The sequence below is a fragment of the Lentilitoribacter sp. JB5-8 genome (assembly GCF_055693385.1).
Genome location: NZ_CM146332.1, coordinates 858,137 through 878,037, shown reverse-complemented (window position 1 = coordinate 878,037; position 19,901 = coordinate 858,137). Strand labels below are relative to the sequence as shown.

The following is a 19,901-nucleotide window of genomic DNA, read 5'->3' as shown; positions in this document are numbered from 1 at the left end:
AACATGAATTTCAATCATCTAACTTCTCATAAGATGAGAGCACTCGCTGCATCCTGTGCAGTGGCTGCATTCATGGTATCATCAACAGCACATGCAATGAACACTGATGTCACAATTGGCATGCAGTTAGAACCACCGAACCTTGACCCAACAGGCGGCGCTGCAGCAGCGATCGATGAGGTTGTTTATGCAAATGTGTTTGAGGGCTTAACTCGTTTTGGGCCAGATGGTTCAGTTAATCCTGGATTAGCGGCATCATGGGACATCTCTGAGGATGGAACTGAATATACGTTTAAACTCAATGAAGGTGTGAAGTTCCACGATGGCTCTGACATGAACGCCGATGATGTGAAATTCTCACTTGATCGTGCGCGTGCTGAAGATTCAACCAACGCACAAAAAGCATTATTTGCAGGCATTACAAGCGTGGATGTCATCGACCCGCTTACAGTTAAAGTCACATTGGATAAGCCTAACGGGTCATTCCTTTTCAATATGGCATGGGGCGATGCAGTGATTGTTGCACCTGAAACTGCTGAAAATAACGCAAGCAATCCAGTTGGAACGGGTCCATTTGCTTTCAAAAATTGGGCTAAAGGCGATGCAGTTATGCTATCGCGCAATGCTGATTATTGGGGTGAAGCGGTTAAGCTTGAAAATGTAACGTTCAAATTTATCTCCGACCCAACAGCTGCATTTGCTGCGATGATGGCAGAAGATATCGATGCGTTCCCAGTATTCCCAGCACCAGAAAACCTACCTCAATTGGGTGCAGATCCAAGATTTGAAGTTGTTGTTGGTTCAACGGAAGGTGAAACAATCCTTGCGATGAACAACAAAAAGGCTCCACTTGATAATATCAAAGTGCGTCAGGCAATTACCCATGCGATTGACCGTCAGGCAATTATCGATGGTGCAATGTTTGGCTACGGCACGCCAATCGGCACGCACTTCGCGCCACATAATCCTGATTATGTCGATCTAACGGCACAGTCTGCTTATGACCCTGAAAAAGCCAAAGCACTGCTTCAAGAAGCAGGCGTTTCTGATTTAACACTGACTTTGAAACTGCCTCCTCCATCATATGCACGTCGTGGCGGTGAAATCATCGCAGCGCAATTGCGTGAAGTTGGCATTGATACTGAGATTTCAAATCTTGAATGGGCGCAATGGCTGGAGCAAGCCTTCCGCGGCAAAGATTTTGATCTGACAATTGTTTCTCACACAGAGCCATTTGATATCGGTATTTATGCACGCGAAGATTATTATTTCCAATATGGCGATGCTGATTTTAAAGCCATCATGGATGATCTCACCGGCGAAACTGATCCTGCAAAGCGTTCTGCGCTCATTGCTGCAGCTCAGCAAAAAATCGCCGATGATGCTGTAAATGGTTACCTCTTCCAATTGGCACGCACAGGTGTTGCGAACGCAAAACTTAAAGGTTTGTGGGAAAACTCACCAACACAAGCCAATGACATGACCGGCGTTTACTGGTCTGAATAACACACATTTGAGGCGGTTTTGCTCAGCAGACCCGCCTCTTTTTATGGGCAATGATAAAGCGGGTTCATGCTAGGATATATTTCAAAACGACTGATATCTTTGTCGGCAAGTTTAATCGTTGCCAGCATTTTGATATTCATCGTTATTGAGATCATTCCCGGTGACCCTGCTGCCTTTATGTTGGGGATCAACGCAGATCCTGACGCGGTTGAAGCCCTGCGTGAACAATTGGGCCTCAACGCATCTCTCATCTCCCGCTATTTTTCCTGGGTGACAGGCTTGTTGCAGGGTGAGTTTGGAATTTCCTACACTTATCGTGTGCCGGTGAGCGAGCTGATCGCCGACCGCATTGTCATTTCATTGCCACTGACTTTCTATGCGCTTGTTCTTTCAACGCTCATTGCTTTCCCCGCAGGCATTTATGCAGCTTCTAAGCGCAACTCATTTGGTGATGTTTCTGTTATGGGGCTCACACAATTGGGTGTTGCGATCCCAAATTTCTGGTTCGCCATGCTGCTCGTCTTGGTATTTTCGATTAATCTCCGCTGGTTTTCAGCAGGTGGCTTCCCCGGTTGGGATCAAGGTTTCTTCCCAGCGATGAAAGCACTCACTCTTCCGGCAATTGCGCTTGCATTACCACAAGCATCTATTTTGGCACGCGTGATGCGATCATCCTTGCTAGACACATTAAGCGAAGACTACATCCGCACAGCGCGCGCAAAAGGTTTAAACAGACGGCAGGCATTGTGGCGCCATGCTTTGCGCAATGCATTGATCCCGGTTCTAACGATTATCGGGCTTCAGTTTTCATTTTTGCTGGCGGGCGGGATCATCATTGAAAATGTATTCTATTTGCCAGGACTTGGGCGTCTTGTTTTCCAAGGCATCACCCAGCGCGATCTCATTGTGGTTCGCAGCGTTGTTATCCTTTTGGTCTTTGCCGTCATCGCAGTGACATTCCTCGTCGATATTGCTTATGCGATCGCTGACCCTCGTTTGCGGGAGGGATCGCGATGAGTGAACAGACCATTTCACACCCCTCAACTTTGCAACTTATTCTGCGCTCAAACGGGTTCTTGATCGGTGCAGCTCTCACTGCACTTTTTGTGCTGGCGGCGCTGGTGTCCTTTATCTGGACACCTTATGACGCGACGCAAATTTCAATTGCCAACAAACTGAAAACACCATCTATGGCGCATTGGCTTGGCACCGATCATTTTGGCCGCGATATGCTATCGATGATCATGGTTGGCGCACGCGTTTCCATGGCGGTTGCTTTTGTTGCCGTCGGTGTTGGCATTCTTGCGGGTGTACCGCTTGGTCTTTATGCCGCAAGCAAACGTGGCGGCCTGATTGATGAGATCATTATGCGCGGCAATGATCTTATTTTTGCGTTTCCATCGCTGTTATTGGCGATCATGATCACAGCAGTATTTGGTCCCGGTGCGGTGAATGCGATCATCGCGATTGGGATTTTCAATATTCCGGTTTTTGCACGTTTATCACGTGGCGCGGCTTTAAGTCTGTGGCAGCGGGAATATATTCTGGCGGCGCAGGTTTGCGGCAAATCAAAAGCGCTGATCTCGCTTGAACATATCTTGCCAAACATCACCAACCTTTTGATTGTCCAAGGCACTATTCAATTCTCGCTCGGTATTTTGGCAGAAGCAGGGCTTGCCTATGTCGGGCTTGGTGCACAACCACCGCTGCCGAGCTGGGGACGTATGCTCAATGATGCGCAAACGCTTATTTCAATTGCGCCGCATTTAGCGCTTGTGCCAGGTCTGACAATTGTTCTTACCGTTTTGGGTTTAAACCTGATGGGTGATGGGTTGCGAGATTTGCTTGACCCAAAACTTCGGAGGGTTAAATCGTGACGCTCCTGAACGTTCAAAATCTAAATCTCTCAATCGGCAAAACACCAATCCTTAAAGACATCAGCTTTGACTTAGAAGCGGGTCGTATTCTGGGCATTGTGGGTGAATCTGGCTCTGGCAAGTCCATCACCGCGCTTTCGATTTTGCAATTGTTACCTAATGGCACAACATGGGATGGCGAGATTTGTTTTGATGGGCAAGATATCAAGGCCCTATCTGAAGATGATTTTTGCGATTTGCGCGGCAATGATATCTCGATGATTTTCCAAGAACCGATGACAGCGCTTAACCCTGTTAAAACCATTGGCGATCAGGTTTCTGAATCCATCCGTATTCACACAGGTAAATCGCGGGCGGAAGCTGATCAACTCGCCCGCGAAACGCTGAACCGGGTTGAACTGCCAGAAAGTGAATTTCCGCTGTCGCGTTTTCCGCATGATTTATCCGGCGGCCAGCGCCAGCGCGTAATGATTGCCATGGCAATCGCGCTGCAGCCAAAATTGCTCATTGCGGATGAGCCGACCACCGCGCTTGATGTAACAACGCAAGCTGAAATCTTGGATCTCTTGCAAAAACTCGTCAAAGAAGATGGTTTATCACTGTTGCTCATCACGCATGATCTCGCCGTTGTGGCGCAGATGGCGGATGATGTTTTGGTAATGAAAGACGGCGAGATCGTCGAACAAGGCTCATCACTTGATGTGTTTTCAAACATGCTTCACCCTTATACGCAGCAGTTATTCTCAGCTTCCAATCATGTGCCAAATCGTTTGGCTGCAGAACAAAATCCGAATGATGTTGTTTTAAGTGTCGAACATGTCTCGTGTGATTATAGATTGCCCAAGAAGCATCTCTTTTCAAAACAGCAATATTTTCGTGCCGTTAAAGACGTGTCATTTAAAATTCACCGTGGTGAGAATATCGGACTTGTTGGCGGTTCAGGCTGCGGAAAATCTACACTAAGCCGCGCCATCTTAGCGCTTAAAACTCTGGACGAAGGCAATGTGCTGATTAATGGGGAAACCTTCTCATCAAAAGGTAAAGGTCCTGAAATTTCGCAACGCGCAGCGACACAGATTGTTTTCCAAGACCCTTATTCTTCTTTCAATCCACGCCATAAAGTTGGACGACTGATCACTGAACCATTTTATACAAAACCGGATCAGCCATCAGATGAGGAAATGCAGCTTGCTGTTAAAGAAGCGCTAGAGAGTGTCGGGTTAAAAGCAGCTGATAGCGATAAATATATCCACGAATTTTCAGGTGGCCAGCGACAACGCATTGCCATTGCGCGCGCACTCATTGTCAAACCGTCGTTGATTGTTTTGGATGAAGCTGTGTCCGCGCTTGATGTTTCAATCCGTGCTCAGGTTCTTGATCTACTGGCCGAACTCAGCGACCGTTTTAATTTATCCTACTTATTTATTTCTCATGATTTATCGGTCGTGCGGTCCATTACTGACCGTGTGTTGGTAATGGACCGCGGCAAGATTGTGGAAACCGGGCCAACGCAGGATGTGTTTGAAAACCCGCAGCATGCCTATACGAAATCACTGATTAACGCCATTCCAAAACTGGATATTGACGAAATTCGCGCCAAAGAAAAGATAACTTAAATGACTGCATTTGACACAAAACTTATGAACGATCATTGCTTCATTGATGGAGATTGGGTGCCGCCAGTAAAAGGCCAGAAGATCGAACTTTTCGATCCGTCTTTCGGCACCAAACTTTGTGATATTGCTCAGGGTACATCTGAGGATATCGACCTTGCTGTTGGCGCCGCACAAAACGCGCTGGATAGCGATTGGGGACAAATGACAGCTGCCGAACGTGGGAGGTTGATATCCAAGATCGGTATGGAGATCCTTAATCGGATCGACTGGTTAGCAGAGCTCGAAGCACGCGATGTTGGAAAGCCGCTTACCCAAGCCCGAAATGATGCCATCGCATTGGCGCGCTATATGGAGTTTTATGGGGGGGCTGCGGATAAAATTCACGGCCAGACCATTCCATATATGCAGGGTTATAATGTTTACACTTTGCGCGAACCCCATGGTGTAACTGGGCACATCGTACCGTGGAATTATCCAATGCAGATCATCGGGCGATCCGTTGGTGCTGCGCTGACCATGGGCAATGCTTGTGTTTTAAAACCAGCGGAGGAAGCATGCCTGACAGCCTTGGCATTTGCCAAAATTGCTGATGAATGCGGGTTGCCAAAAGGCGCACTGAATGTCGTGCCGGGGTTTGGTCATGAAGCCGGCGCCGCGCTCACATCTCATAAAGGCGTGAACCATATTTCGTTCACGGGCTCGGTCGCAACAGGGGTGAAAGTTCAACAAGCTGCATCTGAAAATATCGTGCCTGTCACACTGGAACTGGGCGGCAAATCTCCGCAGATTGTCTTTAATGATGCGGATATTGATCGCGCATTACCATTCCTCATCAATGCTGGCATTCAAAACGCTGGCCAAACATGTTCTGCAGCGTCGCGTATTTTGGTTGAACGCGGTGTTTATGACGATGTTGTAAACCGGATGAGCGAAGCTTATCGCAAGCTAAGTGTGGGCCATGCAATGGGTGATCATTCACTTGGACCACTTGTATCAAAGCGGCAAAAAGAAATCGTCGAAGGCTTTTTAAGTGCGGCAGAAACCGGCGAACTCACGATCTCAGCGCAAGGGCATTTTACCGATAATCTTCCAGAAGACGGCGCATATGTTTTACCAACATTGTTAATAGATGTTACGCCTGATCATCCGCTTGCCAAAGATGAAATTTTTGGCCCTGTGCAGGTCATTATTCCATTTGATGGAGAAGAAGAAGCCATCGCAATTGCCAATGGCACAGATTACGGCTTGGTTGCTGGCGTTTGGACTGAAAATGGCGGGCGTCAGATGCGCATGGCAAAAGCCATCAAATCAGGTCAGATTTTCATCAATAATTATGGAGCAGGCGGTGGCGTAGAACTGCCATTTGGTGGACATGGAAAATCAGGCCATGGCCGCGAAAAAGGTTTTGAAGCGCTGTATGGGTTTTCAACACTTAAAACCGTTGCCAATTGGCACGGATAAAAACAAAGAGACAATAGCAAGAAGAGGAATTGCGATCATGCGACTTGAGGGAAAAACAGCGATTGTTACCGGTGGCGCTTCCGGTTTTGGCGCAGGTATTGTCGACAAATTTTTATCTGAAGGTGCGCGCGTCGCCATTGTTGATATCAATGGTGAAGCAGCAAGCGAATATGCCAAATTAAAGGGCAATAATGCCTTTGCTATCGAAGCTAATGTGGCTTCTGGTGACAGCGTTAAAAACATGGTCGAAACCGCAATTTCCGAATTTGGCAAGATCGATATTTTGGTCAATAACGCTGGCGTGACGCATATGCCGACACCGCTCGAAGACGTGAGTGAAGAGGATTTTGATCGTGTTTACAACGTGAACATGAAGTCGGTTTATTTGACGGCAAAACACCTCATCCCGCATATGAAAAACAACAATGCCGGGGCGATCTTAAACGTCGCATCAACCGCAGGGGTTTCCCCTCGCCCGAACCTGAACTGGTACAATTGCTCGAAAGGCTGGATGATTACAGCAACGAAAACCATGGCAATTGAATTGGCAAGTTCGGGCATACGCGTCAATGCGATTAATCCTGTTGCGGGTGAGACCCCGTTATTAAAATCCTTCATGGGTGAGGATACGCCTGACATGCGCGCCAAGTTTATTTCAACAATTCCGATTGGGCGCTTTTCAACGCCAGAAGACATGGGGAATGCCGCATGTTTTTTATGTTCTGATGAAGCATCAATGGTGACGGGTGTTGCAATGGAAGTCGATGGTGGGCGCTGCATCTAGTCATTTGACTATAAGCTTGCAACAAAGGTGATAAGGGTCTACCACCCTTGAAAGATCATTACATTTATTGAATTGGAGTGCACCATGCGAATTGGTGGCCGATTGCAAGCTGCAATCGAAGTGTTAGAAGCGATTGAACAACATCACAAGCCCGTTGCCAATGCGCTCAAAGACTGGGGCAGCTCGCACAGATTTGCAGGCTCGGGCGATCGCGGCGCCATTGGCAACATTGTTTATGATGCGCTTCGCATGAAGCTCTCACACAGTTTTATGATGGGCGATGACAGCCCCCGTGCAATTGCTTTTGCGGTGTTGTTGCGCCAATGGAATATGGATATTGAAGATCTGCGTGCGCAACTGGATGGTGATAAATTTGCGCCTGAGTTTTTGAGCGATCAGCAGATTTCCGATTTTCAAAATGCTGATTTGTCAAAAGCTGACGAAAACGTAAGAGCAGATATTCCGCTCTGGCTTTTGGAAGAGTTCAAACAAACATTTGGTGATGACTGGCTTTTAGAAGCGCAAGCGCTTACCCAGCGCCCATCTCTTGACCTTCGCGTCAATACGCTAAAGTCTACCCGCGAGAAAGTGCTCAATTCGCTTTCAAAGTCCAATCCTGAGCCAGGTGATTTGTTACCTGATAGCGTGCGTATTACGGCTGAAAACGGTCCGGATAGAATGCCAAATGTTTCTGCTGACATCCCGTTTGCAAAGGGCTGGTTTGAAATCCAGGATGAGGGTTCTCAACTTGCTGCTGCACTAACAGACGCACAAAAAGGCGAGCAGATATTAGATTATTGCGCGGGTGGTGGCGGTAAATCACTGGCACTTAGCGCTGCGATGGAAAATAGCGGTCAAATTCATACCTATGATAATGATCGCCGTCGAATGGCTCCGATGATTGAGCGATTGCGACGCGCAGGAACACGCAATGTTCAGTTGATTGAAGATGATGAGACACTCGAGCAACTCAAAAATAATTGCGATAAGGTACTGGTTGATGCGCCTTGCAGCGGAACAGGCACTTGGCGTAGACGCCCTGATACAAAATGGCGATTGTCTGAAAAGAGCCTTGGTTTGCGTTTAAATCAGCAAAAAGAAGTGATCGAAAAAGCGTCTAAATATGTCAATGTAGGCGGGCAACTTACTTACGTCACCTGTTCTGTATTACCCCAAGAAAATGATGCAATTGTTGCTGACTTCTTATCGCAGAACGCTAATTTTGAAACGGTTGATTTGACGCAAAAATGGGTTGAACTCACAGGACGTGATGTGATGCCACAATCTCATACGGGCCTTGGTATTTTATGTTCACCACGCCGAACAGGCACTGATGGATTCTTTGTTACCACACTTAAGCGTAACGCATAAAGCATTATGGGTGAGGTAAAATGTCTGACGAATTAAAGATCATTACCTCTCCCACCAAAGGCTTCGAGCTTGGGATTATACTCGGAAAAGCGGGGAAAGATGCTGTCCATAGCCATCTTGTTCACGAGCCGTTTTGGAAGCATGTTCAAAACTACGCCCAAAGCGATCTTGTGCAGCAGCTTGAAAAGAATACGGCCAAGCATTTTCCAGACATCCATGATGAGCTCAAAGGATTAGCTAAAGGTTTAGAGCTTCCATTTGAAAGTGTATTTGCTTGGAATTGCCGAGGGGACATCCTAGTTAATTCACCAGATGGATGCACGACGTTGCAAATTCCGGGCAACTCAAATGTTATCGCACATAATGAGGATGGTCTGCCCTCGCTAGATCAAAAATGCTTTTTGATCGATTGCCAAGCGCAAGCCGGGTTTATGTCCTTTTGCTATCCTGGTTCAATCCCGGGGCATAGTTTTGCCTGCACACGATCAGGACTTGCGATCACCATCAATAATATCCGGCTAACTGGCTTTACCCCGCAAATTCCGCGCATGGTTTTGGCGCGCGCCGTACTTGATTGCAAAAATCTTGATGCTGTGTGCGAGTTATTAGAACGCTGCAACTTAAGTGGTGGTTTTCATTATAGCATTGCGCAAATTGGCCGATCGGAATTGTTCAGCATCGAACATGGTGGTGGGCATTGCCACATTACTGAAATCCAAACACCAACCGGACATGCCAATCATGTTTCAACGGTTCAATGCGATAGACAACTGATCACGCAATCTTCTGAAGATCGATATGAGCGAACCCAAGAACTGCTCAAAGATCCTTCCTTAAGCCCGCTCGATATCTTGCGAGACAATTCAGGTAATGGACTACCTATTTGGCGGCGCGAAGCGGATGACCCTGATGATGAAAACACCATGGCATCAGCGATCTTTACCGTTGGCAAAGAGCAACTAACCTGGGCAATCTATTCAGGATCATCGAGGGAATTACTGCATTCCGGTGAATTTAAGAAACTTTAGTCATCCATCTTAAGCGCAGCGATAAAGGCTTCCTGCGGAATATCAACGCGACCAAACTGGCGCATCCGCTTCTTACCTTTTTTCTGCTTATCAAGCAGTTTACGCTTACGAGATGCATCACCACCATAACATTTGGCTGTCACATCTTTACGCAAGGCGCGGATGGTTTCACGCGCGATGATCTTGCCGCCAATCGCTGCTTGTACAGGGATCTGGAACATATGTTGCGGTATCAGATCTTTCAGCTTCTCACACATGGAGCGACCGCGCTTTTCAGCCGCTGATCTGTGCACCAAAATAGAGAGCGCATCGACAGGTTCTGAATTGACCAAGATCGACATCTTGACCAGATTACCATCGCGGTGATCATCAATTTTATAATCAAAACTCGCATAGCCTTTTGAGATCGACTTCAAGCGATCATAAAAATCAAACACCACTTCGTTCAATGGCAGATCGTAATTCACCATGGCGCGCGTTCCGACATAAGACAAATCGGTTTGTAATCCGCGGCGCTCCTGACAAAGCTTTAGGATTGGTCCCAGATACTCATCCGGCGTCATAATAGTTGCTTTAATCCACGGCTCGCGAATAGATGCAATATGCATCACATCTGGCATATCAGCAGGGTTATGCAATTCGATAACATCACCATCATTCATCTCAAGCTCATAAACCACAGACGGTGCTGTTGCGATGAGATCGAGATTAAATTCACGTTCCAAACGCTCTTGGATAATTTCCAAGTGCAATAGGCCCAAGAACCCACAACGGAAACCAAAGCCAAGCGCTGCAGATGATTCCATTTCAAATGAGAATGACGCATCGTTTAATCGCAGCTTACCCATGGCACTGCGTAGGTCGTCAAAGTCGGCTGCATCGATTGGGAACAATCCGCAGAACACAACAGGCTGTGCTGGTTTAAATCCTGGCAATACGTCATCTGTTGGACGTTTGTCTTCGGTGATCGTATCACCCACACGCGTATCGGCCACTTCTTTAATTGACGCTGTGATAAAGCCAATTTCACCCGGGCCTAACTCATCGACAGTCACTAGTTTCGGCGTAATAATACCAACACGATCAACCGGATATTTAGCACCTGTGCCAACTAGTCGAATGACCTGACCTTTTTTAAGCGTGCCATTAATGATGCGCACCAAAACCACAACGCCCAGATAGGTATCATACCAACTGTCAACGAGCAGCGCTTTTAACGGATCATCACGCTCGCCGCCTTCAGGTGGTGGCAGGCGGTCGACAATGGCTTCCAAAACTTCTGGAATGCCAACACCGGTTTTCGCTGAAATCATCAAAGCATCCGAAGCATCAAGGCCGATGACTTCTTCAATCTGTTCTTGAATACGCTCAGGTTCCGCCGCAGGCAAATCAACCTTATTAAGCACCGGTACAATCTCATGATCCGCATCAAGGGCTGTGTAAACATTCGCAAGCGTTTGCGCTTCCACCCCTTGCGACGCATCCACAACAAGCAATGATCCTTCGCACGCTGTTAGCGAGCGAGATACTTCATATGCAAAATCTACGTGACCGGGCGTATCGATCAGGTTTAGGACATAATCCTCACCGGCATTTGATTTATAATGCAAGCGAACGGTTTGCGCTTTAATAGTAATGCCACGCTCTTTTTCGATATCCATGCTATCGAGAACCTGTGACGACATCTCACGATCGGACAGACCTTCACAAGCTTGGATAAGTCGGTCGGCCAAAGTGGATTTACCATGGTCAATGTGAGCAACGATTGAAAAGTTGCGGATATGGGAAAGAGGTGTTTTCATGTGTTTGGATTTAAGACGGGAATTGAAAAGAAGCAAGCGGGATTTGGCTTATTTTACTGCTGTTGGCGGGCCAAAACATGATTATTTTCACTATGATCACCAAATCGTAGTCTCGGCAGGGTTTCCAACGCTGTCGCAATTGACAGACCGAAGATGATTTGCGGCATTTAACCAAGGCTGTTATAGGGCGTTAAAAAGGAGATCCCCAAGTGATCGAAATCTATATCGATGCCGATGCCTGCCCGGTTAAAGATGAAATTTACAAGGTTGCAGAACGTTATGCGCTGAAGGTGACTGTGGTCGCAAACAGCTTTCTGCGCATCCCTGACGATCCGCTTATCGAGCGCGTCATCGTCAATGATAAATTTGATGCAGCGGATGATTATATCGCTGAACGCGCGGAGGCCTCCTCGATTGTTATCACATCCGACATTTTGCTCGCAGAAAGATGCATCAAGCAATCTGCAACCGTTATTTCTCCAACTGGAAAACCATTTACTGAAAATTCGATTGGCATGGCCGTTGCGACACGTTCGATAATGGCTGATCTTCGCGCAGGTGGCGACCAGATCGGAGGCCAAGCGCCATTTTCCAAAGCGGACCGATCTCGCTTTTTATCAGCGCTCGATTTAGCGATTGTTCAATTGAAACGAAAACTAGGTATTTAAATTAAACAGGTTTTCGGCTGTGAAAATCCAAATAGAGACTTTTCAGGTTCATCGGTAAATTAGTCCATGCCGACCCGGCTCTTTCTCGCGGAACTTCCCAAAAAAGATTCTCGACAAAACACACATCAATACAGCTTTTAACCTCATCATTACCGGTGCGATATTTCATTTCGAGATAATTGAAAATCTCAAAAATTTCCGCCTCATGTTCCGTTTCTCCCATTCGGTCATTTATCACATTTGCCAGACTGTCAAACCAAACAGCCTTAACCTCGTGTTCGGTACTATCCCACATTTTCTCATGCTTGATATCAGTCGCGTTTGTTATCGTGCCATACAGCGAACGAAAATCTTTATATAAGTCCTCAACACTCATATTTATGATCCATTCCTTGGTTCAACTGCCTAATTATCAGAGGAAATTTCAACACCATTCCATTGAAATTCACCTTTAGGACCAAGCTTGGAAAATGGATTGCAGGCAACTTCCCAATAATGACCATCAAGATCGGTGAAATAACCAGAATAACCGCCCCAAAACGCCTTTTCCGCCGGTTTTATAATGTTCGCACCGCAGGTTTTTGCATGTGTAAGCGTTTGATCAACTTCTTCTTCGCTCGCAACATTATAGGCAAGGGTAAATGTTGGTGGACCTTTGCGTTCTATAGCTTGCCCTGTGTCTTCATCCAATTTATCAAGCGGATATAACGCCAATGTCATGGCTTGGAGATCAAAAGCAACAATATTGCCCTCTTCTTCAGGCGGCATTTCAGCTGCCTTCCATCCCAGAGCTTCATAAAAAGCCTTGGCCTTAGCCAAGTCCTTCACACCCAGCGTTATGATGCTTACTCTTTGATCCATGATGGGACTACCTGATTTGCTTTAGAAGTTTATTGTTTGGAAAACATGTCTGGCGAATGTTGTTCCTCGCCTGCCATTCACCAATTGAGCGTCTTGTTTTAAACCCCGGCAAACCGTCAGCACCACCGACATCATAGCCTTTTTTCTCAAGCCGCTGCTGGATGGTTCTAATATCTGATCGATACATCACTTCATTGTTCTTCCAAGGCGTTTTAAAATCGCCCATACCGAATACAATGCGGTCGGCTAAATTGCCGACAAACAGCGCGTATAAGTCAGAGTTATTATATTCCTTGATGACATAGAAATTTGGCGTGACGATAAATTCAGGCCCAGAAACCCCCGCTGGCAAGATCAACATGCCACTTTGCGGCATTTCAATTGATGGGAACGGTCGGCCACTCACACGCGTCACACCCTCTTGCACCCAAGACGAAATTGGTTTGGCACGGTCGGGGCCTTCGCGTGCACAATTGGCACGGTTTGGCAGAGTGACTTCAAAGCCCCAATCGCGATTAGTTTGCCAGCCACTTTGCAACAAATAATTGGCAATGGACGCAAGGGAATCCGCCGTTGAATTCCAGATGTCTCGTTTGCCGTCACCATCGAAATCAACCGCAAACCTTAAATAGCTCGACGGCATGAATTGTGGTTGCCCCATAGCACCTGCCCAGGAGCCTTTCATTTTCGAAGATGGTACATCACCGGATTGAATTATCTGCAAGGCAGCGATTAACTCACGTTTGAAAAAATCCTTGCGGGTGGAGAGAAAGGCTTTGGTTGATAATACATCAACCACTGAATAAGGAATGGAGGCACGCCCGTAGCCTGATTCACGTCCCCAAATTGCAAGAATAACCCCTGAAGGCACGCCATATGTTTTCTCAATTCGGGCGAGCAATTTCTGGTTTTTGATAAGAAGCTGATTGCCGACGCTTGCAAGCCCGCGTAGTCGTTTTTGGCTGAAATATTTAGACGGTGAACGAAATTCGGCCTGCGATTGTTTTTGCACCTTTGGTTTTGCACCTGGCAATACCAGATCAGGCAATTTCAAATTCAGACTGACATTGCTCATTGCGCGATTAAATGTGCGTTGTGAAACACCTGCAGCCTTTGCATCTCGCCAAAGATCATTTTTAATCCATGTAGCAAACTGCTGATTGAGCGCTATATTCGCGCTTAGCGGCACGGAAGACAAACACAAGATGGTGATCAATAAAACTAATCTTTGCATAGATTTACACTCCTGGAATTTGCCACATTATAATGAAGTCCGCGACCTCATTGCGGCAGTCAATGTGCCTTCATCAAGATAATCGAGCTCTCCGCCGACCGGCACGCCATGCGCCAATCGCGTGATCTTTACATCCATGCCTGCGAGTTGGTCGGTGATATAGTGAGCTGTTGTTTGCCCCTCAACAGTGGCATTAACTGCAATGACGAGTTCTGCAATTTTTTCATTCGCCACACGATCAACTAGCGCAGCGATTGATAAATCATCCGGACCAATACCATCAAGTGGCGAGAGCGTTCCACCCAATACATGATAGCGCACATTCATAACTTCAGCGCGTTCCAACGCCCATAAATCAGCGACATCTTCCACCACAATAATAGTGGCAGCTTCGCGTCTTGGATCGGTGCAAATTGCACAGGGGCTTGAGGTGTCAATATTGCCGCAAGTTTGACATTCGCAAACTTTATCAAAAGCTTCGCTCATGGCGCCAGCAAGCGGGCCAAGCAACTGATCTTTCTTTTTGATCATATGCAACGCAGCACGGCGTGCTGAACGGGGCCCCAAACCAGGAACCCGCGCTAGAAGTTGAATGAGTTTTTCAATTTCAGGACCTGTTACGCGCTTAGCCATAACAGGTTTTTAGGTGATTCGACGCATTAAGTCGCCAAATTTATACTTGTTTTCGAGCCTAAAATGGCAATTTCATGCCTGGAGGGATTGGTAAGCCCGCTGTGAGCTCAGCCGTTTTTTCAGCCGTCACAGCTTCGGCTTTTCCTTTTGCATCATTAAAAGCTGCAACAATTAAGTCTTCCAAAATCTCAACTTCATCTTCTTTAAAAAGTGAGGGATCAATTGAGAGGCCGAGCATAACACCCTTGCCATTAATTTTTACAGTGACCATACCGCCACCTGAGGTGCCTTCGACTTCAGTGGCAGCAATCTCTTCTTGCATGTCACTCATTTTTTCTTGCATTTCTTTGACTTTACCCATCATGCCCATAAGGTCACGCATAGTCGTCTCCTATCTTATTTGTTATTCGATGATGCTATCATCATCGTGCTCAATCATGTCTGGTGAAATATCACCATCATCTGTTTCTAAAACTGTAAATGCATCATCGTCTTTGACCGAAATGCGCACGTCTGTCACCTTCGCACCGGGGAATTTTGCCAAGATTGCAGCAACATCTTTGTCTTCTTTTGCGTCAGTGACCAGCGCTGCGCGATGCTCGTTGGCAATCTCAGATAACGTTGCACCACCTTCTTCACGGCTAAGCGCAACAATCCACTTTGCACCCGTCCACTTTTGCAATTTATTGATCAGATCACCGGGCAATTGCGGTGAACCATCATCGGTTAAATTGATCTCAAGACGGCCCGGCTCAACTTTGACCAATCTGACATGATTACGGATTTGAATTTTGGTCGCAACATCACGATTTTTATCAGCCAAGGCGACAAGGTCATCAAGCGAATTGATTTGCACTTGGGGCATTTCCGCAGGTTTTGACGGAATATGTTCAGCTTGGTTTTGTGTTATCGGATCTGTATTATCTACCGCTAGAACGGGTCTGTTTTGTTGCGCTGGCGCACCAGTTGCGAGCATTGCAGTTGTGCCGCCGCCATTGCCTTGTGCTGTTACATATTGGCTGGCCACTGCACTGGTCGATGCGCCATTACCACCACCATTTGCAGATGTAGATCCAGGGCCAGAACCGTTATTGCTCATCGGAGCTTGTGAGGATGCGTCTTGATTTTGAACAATTTTCGCTAGGTCCTCCGGCGTCGGCAAATGAGCTGAATGTCCAATTCTGATAAGCGCCATTTCAGCGGTTGCAAACGGGCGGTTTGAACCTGAAACTTCAGTAATTGCTTTGAGCAACATCTGCCATGTGCGTGATAAAATGGGGGTAGCTAGCTTTTGCGCAAATTCTGCACCACGCGTACGTTCAACTTCATTTAACGCAGCATCTTCGCGCGCATCCGGCACGTATTTCATGCGCGTTACCAAATGCGTAAAATCAGCTAAATCCGTTAGAATGACACGCGGATCAGCGCCAGCATCATATTGGCTTTTAAACTCACCTAGCGCTTCGCTAACATCACCCTTCATCAAAAGATCAAACAATGAAGCGATGCGCGTGCGGTCCGCCAATCCAAGCATGGCACGAACCGCTTCTGCTTCAACATGGCCGGACCCATGGGCAATAGCCTGATCCAAGAGCGATAGTCCATCACGCGCCGAACCTTCAGCCGCACGTGCGATCATGGATAAGGATTCCTCATCAATCGTCACGCCTTCTTTGTCGGCAATCATATTGAAATGCGAAGATAGCGCGCCAATTTCTATGCGTCTTAAATCAAAGCGTTGGCAACGCGATAATACGGTGATCGGAACTTTTCGTATTTCAGTTGTCGCAAAAATAAACTTCACATGCTCCGGCGGCTCTTCAAGTGTTTTCAGCAAACCATTAAAGGCCTGAGTTGACAGCATGTGAACCTCATCGATGATATAAACTTTATATCTTGCTGAAACAGGTCGGTAGCGAACCTGTTCAATAATTTCACGAATGTCATCAATACCAGTATGCGAAGCCGCATCCATCTCGATCACATCAACATGTCGCCCATCCATAATAGCTTGGCAATGTTCACCTAATTCAGTGATATCGATCGTTGGTTGGTCTATGCCGTCACGCTCATAATTAAGCGCTCTTGCAAGAATACGAGCCGTGGTGGTTTTGCCAACCCCACGAACACCCGTTAACATCCATGCCTGAGCAATTCGGCCTGTTGAAAACGCATTAGTCAGGGTGCGAACCATTGGTTCTTGACCAATCAGATCAGAAAAATCCTTCGGGCGATATTTCCGGGCTAAAACGCGGTATTCCTGATTATCTTCCAACGGGCGTTACCTGTGATCTTTTACTGTTTCAATATTTAAAAGCGACTTGATCTAACAATAGCAGTGCTTTGTAAAATCAATTGCAAACGGGATATTTTATTCAGCCATCCTACGGCACCAGATAACATCATTCAACTTTTTTGCATCAGACGAGACACAAGTTGAGCTGTGTAATCCACAACTGGAACAACCCTTGAATAATTTAATCGTGTTGGACCAATAATTCCAACCGCGCCTACAACCTTTTCACCCTCATCATGTAAAGGTGCAAACACTAATGATGAGCCGGATAAAGAGAATAATTTGTTCTCAGATCCAATGAAGATACGAACACCTGAACCTTCTTCAGCCAAGTTCATGAGTTCAATTAAGCTTTCTTTTTTCTCGAGATCGTCAAACAACAATCGTAAACGCTCAAGCTCATCATTTGCTGCGACGTTCTCTAACAAATTGGATCGCCCTCTTACGATAATACTTCCCTGGCGTTTATCAGATGTGTTGTCTGCCCAAACAGCTAAACCACGCTCCACCAGATCGCTTGATAGTGTATCCAATTCTCGCCGAATTAAGTTTCTTAATTTTTCAAGCTCACCGCGTACTTCAGAAAAAGTTCGGCCCGCTAGATGTGCATTTAAAAAATTGCTCGCTTCGTTGAGTTGTGAAGATGTTGTACCCGCAGGTAATTCAATCACACGATTTTCAACACGATCTCCACTGCCCACAATCACAGCCAAAGCTTTTGTCGGCTCAAGGCGAATAAATTCAATATGTTTAATTGCACTGTCGTTTTTAGCCGCGATAACAAGCCCTGCACCGCTTGATAAACCAGAGAGCATTTTACTTGCTTCCGTTAGCAAACCTTCAACTGGCTGATCATTGCTAAGTGGGACTTGTTGCTCAATCTGCTCGCGTTCTTCGGGCTGCAGATCACCAACTTGCATGAAGGCATCTACAAAGAACCGCAGGCCACTCTGGGTGGGCAAACGACCTGCGCTTACATGCGGTGAATATATAAGACCCAGTTCTTCAAGGTCACTCATCACATTACGCACAGAAGCCGGTGAAAGTGTCATGGGTAACAAACGCGATAAACTGCGTGAACCTAGCGGCTCGCCGGAACCAAGATAGGTTTCGACAATACTTTTAAAAACTTCACGCGAACGGTCATCCAACTCAGTCAATTTACTTTCGGGTTTCCCCGCTCCTTTGGCGCAAAACGCTTATGCTGATAAATATATAACTATTGCTGTACCAAGCTTCCAGAAAATTCTTTGGAATTTGCCACGCATGGAGCTTTTCCTTTGCAACCTTGTTAAACAAAAGCTAGATAAGCACAAATCAAAATCGCAGCTGAGCACAATTATCAGCATATCAATTGGAGAGTTTCATGAGACCATCAGGCAGAAAAACGGATCAAATGCGCGAGGTCTCATTCGAGCGAGGTTTTTCCAAACACGCGGAAGGCTCTTGCCTGGTAAAATTTGGCGATACGCATGTGTTGGTGACTGCAAGCCTTGAAGATCGTGTTCCACCATGGCTGCGCAATGGCGGTAAAGGCTGGGTTACAGCTGAATATGGCATGTTGCCACGTTCAACAGGCAGCCGCATGCGCCGTGAAGCAAGTTCTGGCAAACAATCGGGCCGTACTCAGGAAATCCAACGTCTTATCGGTCGTTCGCTTCGTGCGGTTGTGGATTTAGAAGCACTTGGTGAGCGCCAAATTTCAATCGACTGCGATGTTATCCAAGCAGATGGTGGCACGCGTACAGCGTCAATTACCGGTGCATGGCTTGCGTTGCGCGACTGCCTGCAATGGATGGAAGATCGCAACATGGTAAAGGTTGATCGCGTTTTAAAAGATCACGTTGCTGCGATCTCTTGCGGTATTTTTGCAGGCCAACCGGTCAGCGATCTTGATTATTTAGAAGATTCATCTGCGGAAACAGATGCCAACTTTGTTATGACGGGGCGTGGAGGCATTGTTGAAATCCAGGGAACTGCGGAAGCTGATCCATTTTCTGAAGAAGAGTTTGCACAACTTATGAGCCTTGCGAAAAACAGCATTTCTGAGCTCGTAGAACTTCAAAAAGCAGCTCTAGAATAAAGCACAGTTACAAAGGCAAAAATTCATGCGCAAATTCGAAGGCGATAAAATTGTTCTCGCCACCCATAATGCGGGAAAGCTTGAAGAGATCCGCGGTTTAATCGGGCCACTTGGTATCGATGTTGTTTCTGCTGGCGAGCTTGGCTTGCCTGAGCCACCAGAAAATGGGGTGACCTTTGAGGAAAATGCAGCAACGAAAGCCGATGCCGCCTCCATGGCTACAGGACTAGTCGCGCTTTCAGATGATTCAGGTATTGTTGTGGATGCATTAGACGGTGCGCCCGGGGTTTACACAGCGGACTGGGCTGAAAAAGAAGATGGCAGTCGCGACTTTGGCATGGCCATGCAAAAAGTTGAAGATGCGCTGTCTGAGGCAAATGCAAGAGAACCTGAGCAACGCACTGCGCGATTTGTCAGCGTTTTGTGCATGAGATGGCCCGATGGTCACCGCGAATATTTCCGCGGAGAAGCGGAAGGCCATCTTATCTGGCCACCTAGAGGAACATCTGGGTTTGGTTATGATCCGGTATTTAAACCCATCGGCTATGACGTCACCTTTGGTGAGATGACGGCAGAAGAAAAACACGGCTGGAAACCAGGTGACGCGGACGCATTATCACATCGGGCACGCGCATTTAAGTTGTTCGCTGAAACCTGCCTCAACGTCTAAGGACTACGCGT

19 protein-coding genes are annotated in these 19,901 nt (G+C 46.8%); 11 read left to right on the top strand and 8 right to left on the bottom strand.

From position 1 onward, the window contains the following. Positions 1 to 33: 33 nt before the first annotated feature. From ACZ1GZ_RS04210 to ACZ1GZ_RS04175, 8 genes are all read left to right on the top strand, one after another. Positions 34 to 1,506: an ABC transporter substrate-binding protein gene (locus ACZ1GZ_RS04210; RefSeq protein WP_472668228.1), complete on the top strand. Its 1,473-nt coding sequence runs from the start codon at positions 34 to 36 to the stop codon at positions 1,504 to 1,506. Between the two features lie 66 nt (positions 1,507 to 1,572). Next, on the top strand, positions 1,573 to 2,523 hold the full coding sequence (locus ACZ1GZ_RS04205) for an ABC transporter permease (protein ID WP_472667229.1): 951 nt from the start codon (positions 1,573 to 1,575) through the stop codon (positions 2,521 to 2,523). Then, positions 2,520 to 3,383, top strand: coding sequence for an ABC transporter permease (locus ACZ1GZ_RS04200; protein ID WP_472667228.1), 864 nt, complete (start codon positions 2,520 to 2,522; stop codon positions 3,381 to 3,383). Before ACZ1GZ_RS04205 ends, ACZ1GZ_RS04200 begins: the two co-directional genes overlap by 4 nt. Further along, a complete protein-coding gene (locus ACZ1GZ_RS04195; protein WP_472667227.1) occupies positions 3,380 to 4,999 on the top strand; it encodes an ABC transporter ATP-binding protein in 1,620 nt (539 codons plus the stop codon). Before ACZ1GZ_RS04200 ends, ACZ1GZ_RS04195 begins: the two co-directional genes overlap by 4 nt. After that, complete coding sequence (locus ACZ1GZ_RS04190; protein WP_472667226.1) at positions 5,000 to 6,460, top strand: aldehyde dehydrogenase family protein; 1,461 nt, start codon at positions 5,000 to 5,002, stop codon at positions 6,458 to 6,460. It abuts the gene before it with no gap. 37 nt (positions 6,461 to 6,497) lie between these two features. Continuing rightward, positions 6,498 to 7,244 carry an SDR family oxidoreductase gene (locus tag ACZ1GZ_RS04185; protein WP_472668227.1) on the top strand — a complete coding sequence of 249 codons (747 nt, stop codon included), beginning with the start codon at positions 6,498 to 6,500 and terminating at the stop codon, positions 7,242 to 7,244. An 84-nt stretch (positions 7,245 to 7,328) separates the two neighbouring features. Further along, on the top strand, positions 7,329 to 8,615 hold the full coding sequence (locus ACZ1GZ_RS04180) for an RsmB/NOP family class I SAM-dependent RNA methyltransferase (RefSeq protein ID WP_472667225.1): 1,287 nt from the start codon (positions 7,329 to 7,331) through the stop codon (positions 8,613 to 8,615). A 20-nt stretch (positions 8,616 to 8,635) separates the two neighbouring features. Beyond that, positions 8,636 to 9,643 (top strand): C45 family autoproteolytic acyltransferase/hydolase, encoded by a 1,008-nt coding sequence (locus ACZ1GZ_RS04175; RefSeq protein ID WP_472667224.1) that lies wholly within the window; start codon positions 8,636 to 8,638, stop codon positions 9,641 to 9,643. Here the strand turns inward: ACZ1GZ_RS04175 and lepA are convergent. Next, entirely contained in the window at positions 9,640 to 11,445 is a 1,806-nt protein-coding gene (gene lepA / locus ACZ1GZ_RS04170; protein ID WP_472667223.1) for a translation elongation factor 4, read from the bottom strand. The two genes, ACZ1GZ_RS04175 and lepA, sit on opposite strands and share 4 nt — an antisense overlap. 209 nt (positions 11,446 to 11,654) lie before the next feature. On the opposite strand from lepA, the gene ACZ1GZ_RS04165 reads away from it, so the two are divergent. Next, positions 11,655 to 12,113: a YaiI/YqxD family protein gene (locus ACZ1GZ_RS04165; RefSeq protein WP_472667222.1), complete on the top strand. Its 459-nt coding sequence runs from the start codon at positions 11,655 to 11,657 to the stop codon at positions 12,111 to 12,113. A 1-nt stretch (position 12,114) separates the two neighbouring features. Here ACZ1GZ_RS04165 and ACZ1GZ_RS04160 read toward each other — a convergent pair whose 3' ends face one another. From ACZ1GZ_RS04160 to hrcA, 7 genes are all read right to left on the bottom strand, one after another. After that, entirely contained in the window at positions 12,115 to 12,489 is a 375-nt protein-coding gene (locus ACZ1GZ_RS04160; RefSeq protein WP_472667221.1) for a DUF7674 family protein, read from the bottom strand. Positions 12,490 to 12,518: 29 nt separating this feature from the next. After that, the gene (locus ACZ1GZ_RS04155; RefSeq protein WP_472667220.1) at positions 12,519 to 12,974 is read right to left on the bottom strand and encodes a VOC family protein; all 456 of its coding nucleotides are present in this window, start codon (positions 12,972 to 12,974) and stop codon (positions 12,519 to 12,521) included. Positions 12,975 to 12,981: 7 nt separating this feature from the next. Next, positions 12,982 to 14,208: a lytic murein transglycosylase gene (locus tag ACZ1GZ_RS04150; RefSeq protein ID WP_472667219.1), complete on the bottom strand. Its 1,227-nt coding sequence runs from the start codon at positions 14,206 to 14,208 to the stop codon at positions 12,982 to 12,984. A 27-nt stretch (positions 14,209 to 14,235) separates the two neighbouring features. After that, on the bottom strand, positions 14,236 to 14,841 hold the full coding sequence (recR, locus tag ACZ1GZ_RS04145) for a recombination mediator RecR (RefSeq protein ID WP_472667218.1): 606 nt from the start codon (positions 14,839 to 14,841) through the stop codon (positions 14,236 to 14,238). A gap of 58 nt (positions 14,842 to 14,899) precedes the next feature. Beyond that, on the bottom strand, positions 14,900 to 15,223 hold the full coding sequence (locus ACZ1GZ_RS04140; protein ID WP_472667217.1) for a YbaB/EbfC family nucleoid-associated protein: 324 nt from the start codon (positions 15,221 to 15,223) through the stop codon (positions 14,900 to 14,902). Positions 15,224 to 15,244: 21 nt separating this feature from the next. After that, on the bottom strand, positions 15,245 to 17,116 hold the full coding sequence (locus ACZ1GZ_RS04135; protein WP_472667216.1) for a DNA polymerase III subunit gamma/tau: 1,872 nt from the start codon (positions 17,114 to 17,116) through the stop codon (positions 15,245 to 15,247). Between the two features lie 131 nt (positions 17,117 to 17,247). Next, positions 17,248 to 18,297 carry a heat-inducible transcriptional repressor HrcA gene (gene hrcA, locus ACZ1GZ_RS04130; RefSeq protein ID WP_472667215.1) on the bottom strand — a complete coding sequence of 350 codons (1,050 nt, stop codon included), beginning with the start codon at positions 18,295 to 18,297 and terminating at the stop codon, positions 17,248 to 17,250. Between the two features lie 206 nt (positions 18,298 to 18,503). Here hrcA and rph point away from each other — a divergent pair, with 206 nt between their 5' ends. Then, a complete protein-coding gene (rph, locus tag ACZ1GZ_RS04125; protein WP_472667214.1) occupies positions 18,504 to 19,220 on the top strand; it encodes a ribonuclease PH in 717 nt (238 codons plus the stop codon). Between the two features lie 25 nt (positions 19,221 to 19,245). Further along, positions 19,246 to 19,890: a non-canonical purine NTP pyrophosphatase gene (locus tag ACZ1GZ_RS04120; protein WP_472667213.1), complete on the top strand. Its 645-nt coding sequence runs from the start codon at positions 19,246 to 19,248 to the stop codon at positions 19,888 to 19,890. The last annotated feature ends 11 nt before the right edge of the window (positions 19,891 to 19,901 follow it).

Bases quoted from the DNA above. Each gene is read 5' to 3' on its own strand.
- ACZ1GZ_RS04210 (WP_472668228.1), top strand. From the start codon at position 34: ATGAGAGCACTCGCTGCATCCTGTGCAGTGGCTGCATTCATGGTATCA.
- ACZ1GZ_RS04205 (WP_472667229.1), top strand. From the start codon at position 1,573: ATGCTAGGATATATTTCAAAACGACTGATATCTTTGTCGGCAAGTTTA.
- ACZ1GZ_RS04200 (WP_472667228.1), top strand. From the start codon at position 2,520: ATGAGTGAACAGACCATTTCACACCCCTCAACTTTGCAACTTATTCTG.
- ACZ1GZ_RS04190 (WP_472667226.1), top strand. From the start codon at position 5,000: ATGACTGCATTTGACACAAAACTTATGAACGATCATTGCTTCATTGAT.
- ACZ1GZ_RS04185 (WP_472668227.1), top strand. From the start codon at position 6,498: ATGCGACTTGAGGGAAAAACAGCGATTGTTACCGGTGGCGCTTCCGGT.
- ACZ1GZ_RS04180 (WP_472667225.1), top strand. From the start codon at position 7,329: ATGCGAATTGGTGGCCGATTGCAAGCTGCAATCGAAGTGTTAGAAGCG.
- ACZ1GZ_RS04175 (WP_472667224.1), top strand. From the start codon at position 8,636: ATGTCTGACGAATTAAAGATCATTACCTCTCCCACCAAAGGCTTCGAG.
- lepA (WP_472667223.1), bottom strand. From the start codon at position 11,445: ATGAAAACACCTCTTTCCCATATCCGCAACTTTTCAATCGTTGCTCAC.
- ACZ1GZ_RS04160 (WP_472667221.1), bottom strand. From the start codon at position 12,489: ATGAGTGTTGAGGACTTATATAAAGATTTTCGTTCGCTGTATGGCACG.
- ACZ1GZ_RS04155 (WP_472667220.1), bottom strand. From the start codon at position 12,974: ATGGATCAAAGAGTAAGCATCATAACGCTGGGTGTGAAGGACTTGGCT.
- ACZ1GZ_RS04150 (WP_472667219.1), bottom strand. From the start codon at position 14,208: ATGCAAAGATTAGTTTTATTGATCACCATCTTGTGTTTGTCTTCCGTG.
- recR (WP_472667218.1), bottom strand. From the start codon at position 14,841: ATGGCTAAGCGCGTAACAGGTCCTGAAATTGAAAAACTCATTCAACTT.
- ACZ1GZ_RS04140 (WP_472667217.1), bottom strand. From the start codon at position 15,223: ATGCGTGACCTTATGGGCATGATGGGTAAAGTCAAAGAAATGCAAGAA.
- rph (WP_472667214.1), top strand. From the start codon at position 18,504: ATGAGACCATCAGGCAGAAAAACGGATCAAATGCGCGAGGTCTCATTC.
- ACZ1GZ_RS04120 (WP_472667213.1), top strand. From the start codon at position 19,246: ATGCGCAAATTCGAAGGCGATAAAATTGTTCTCGCCACCCATAATGCG.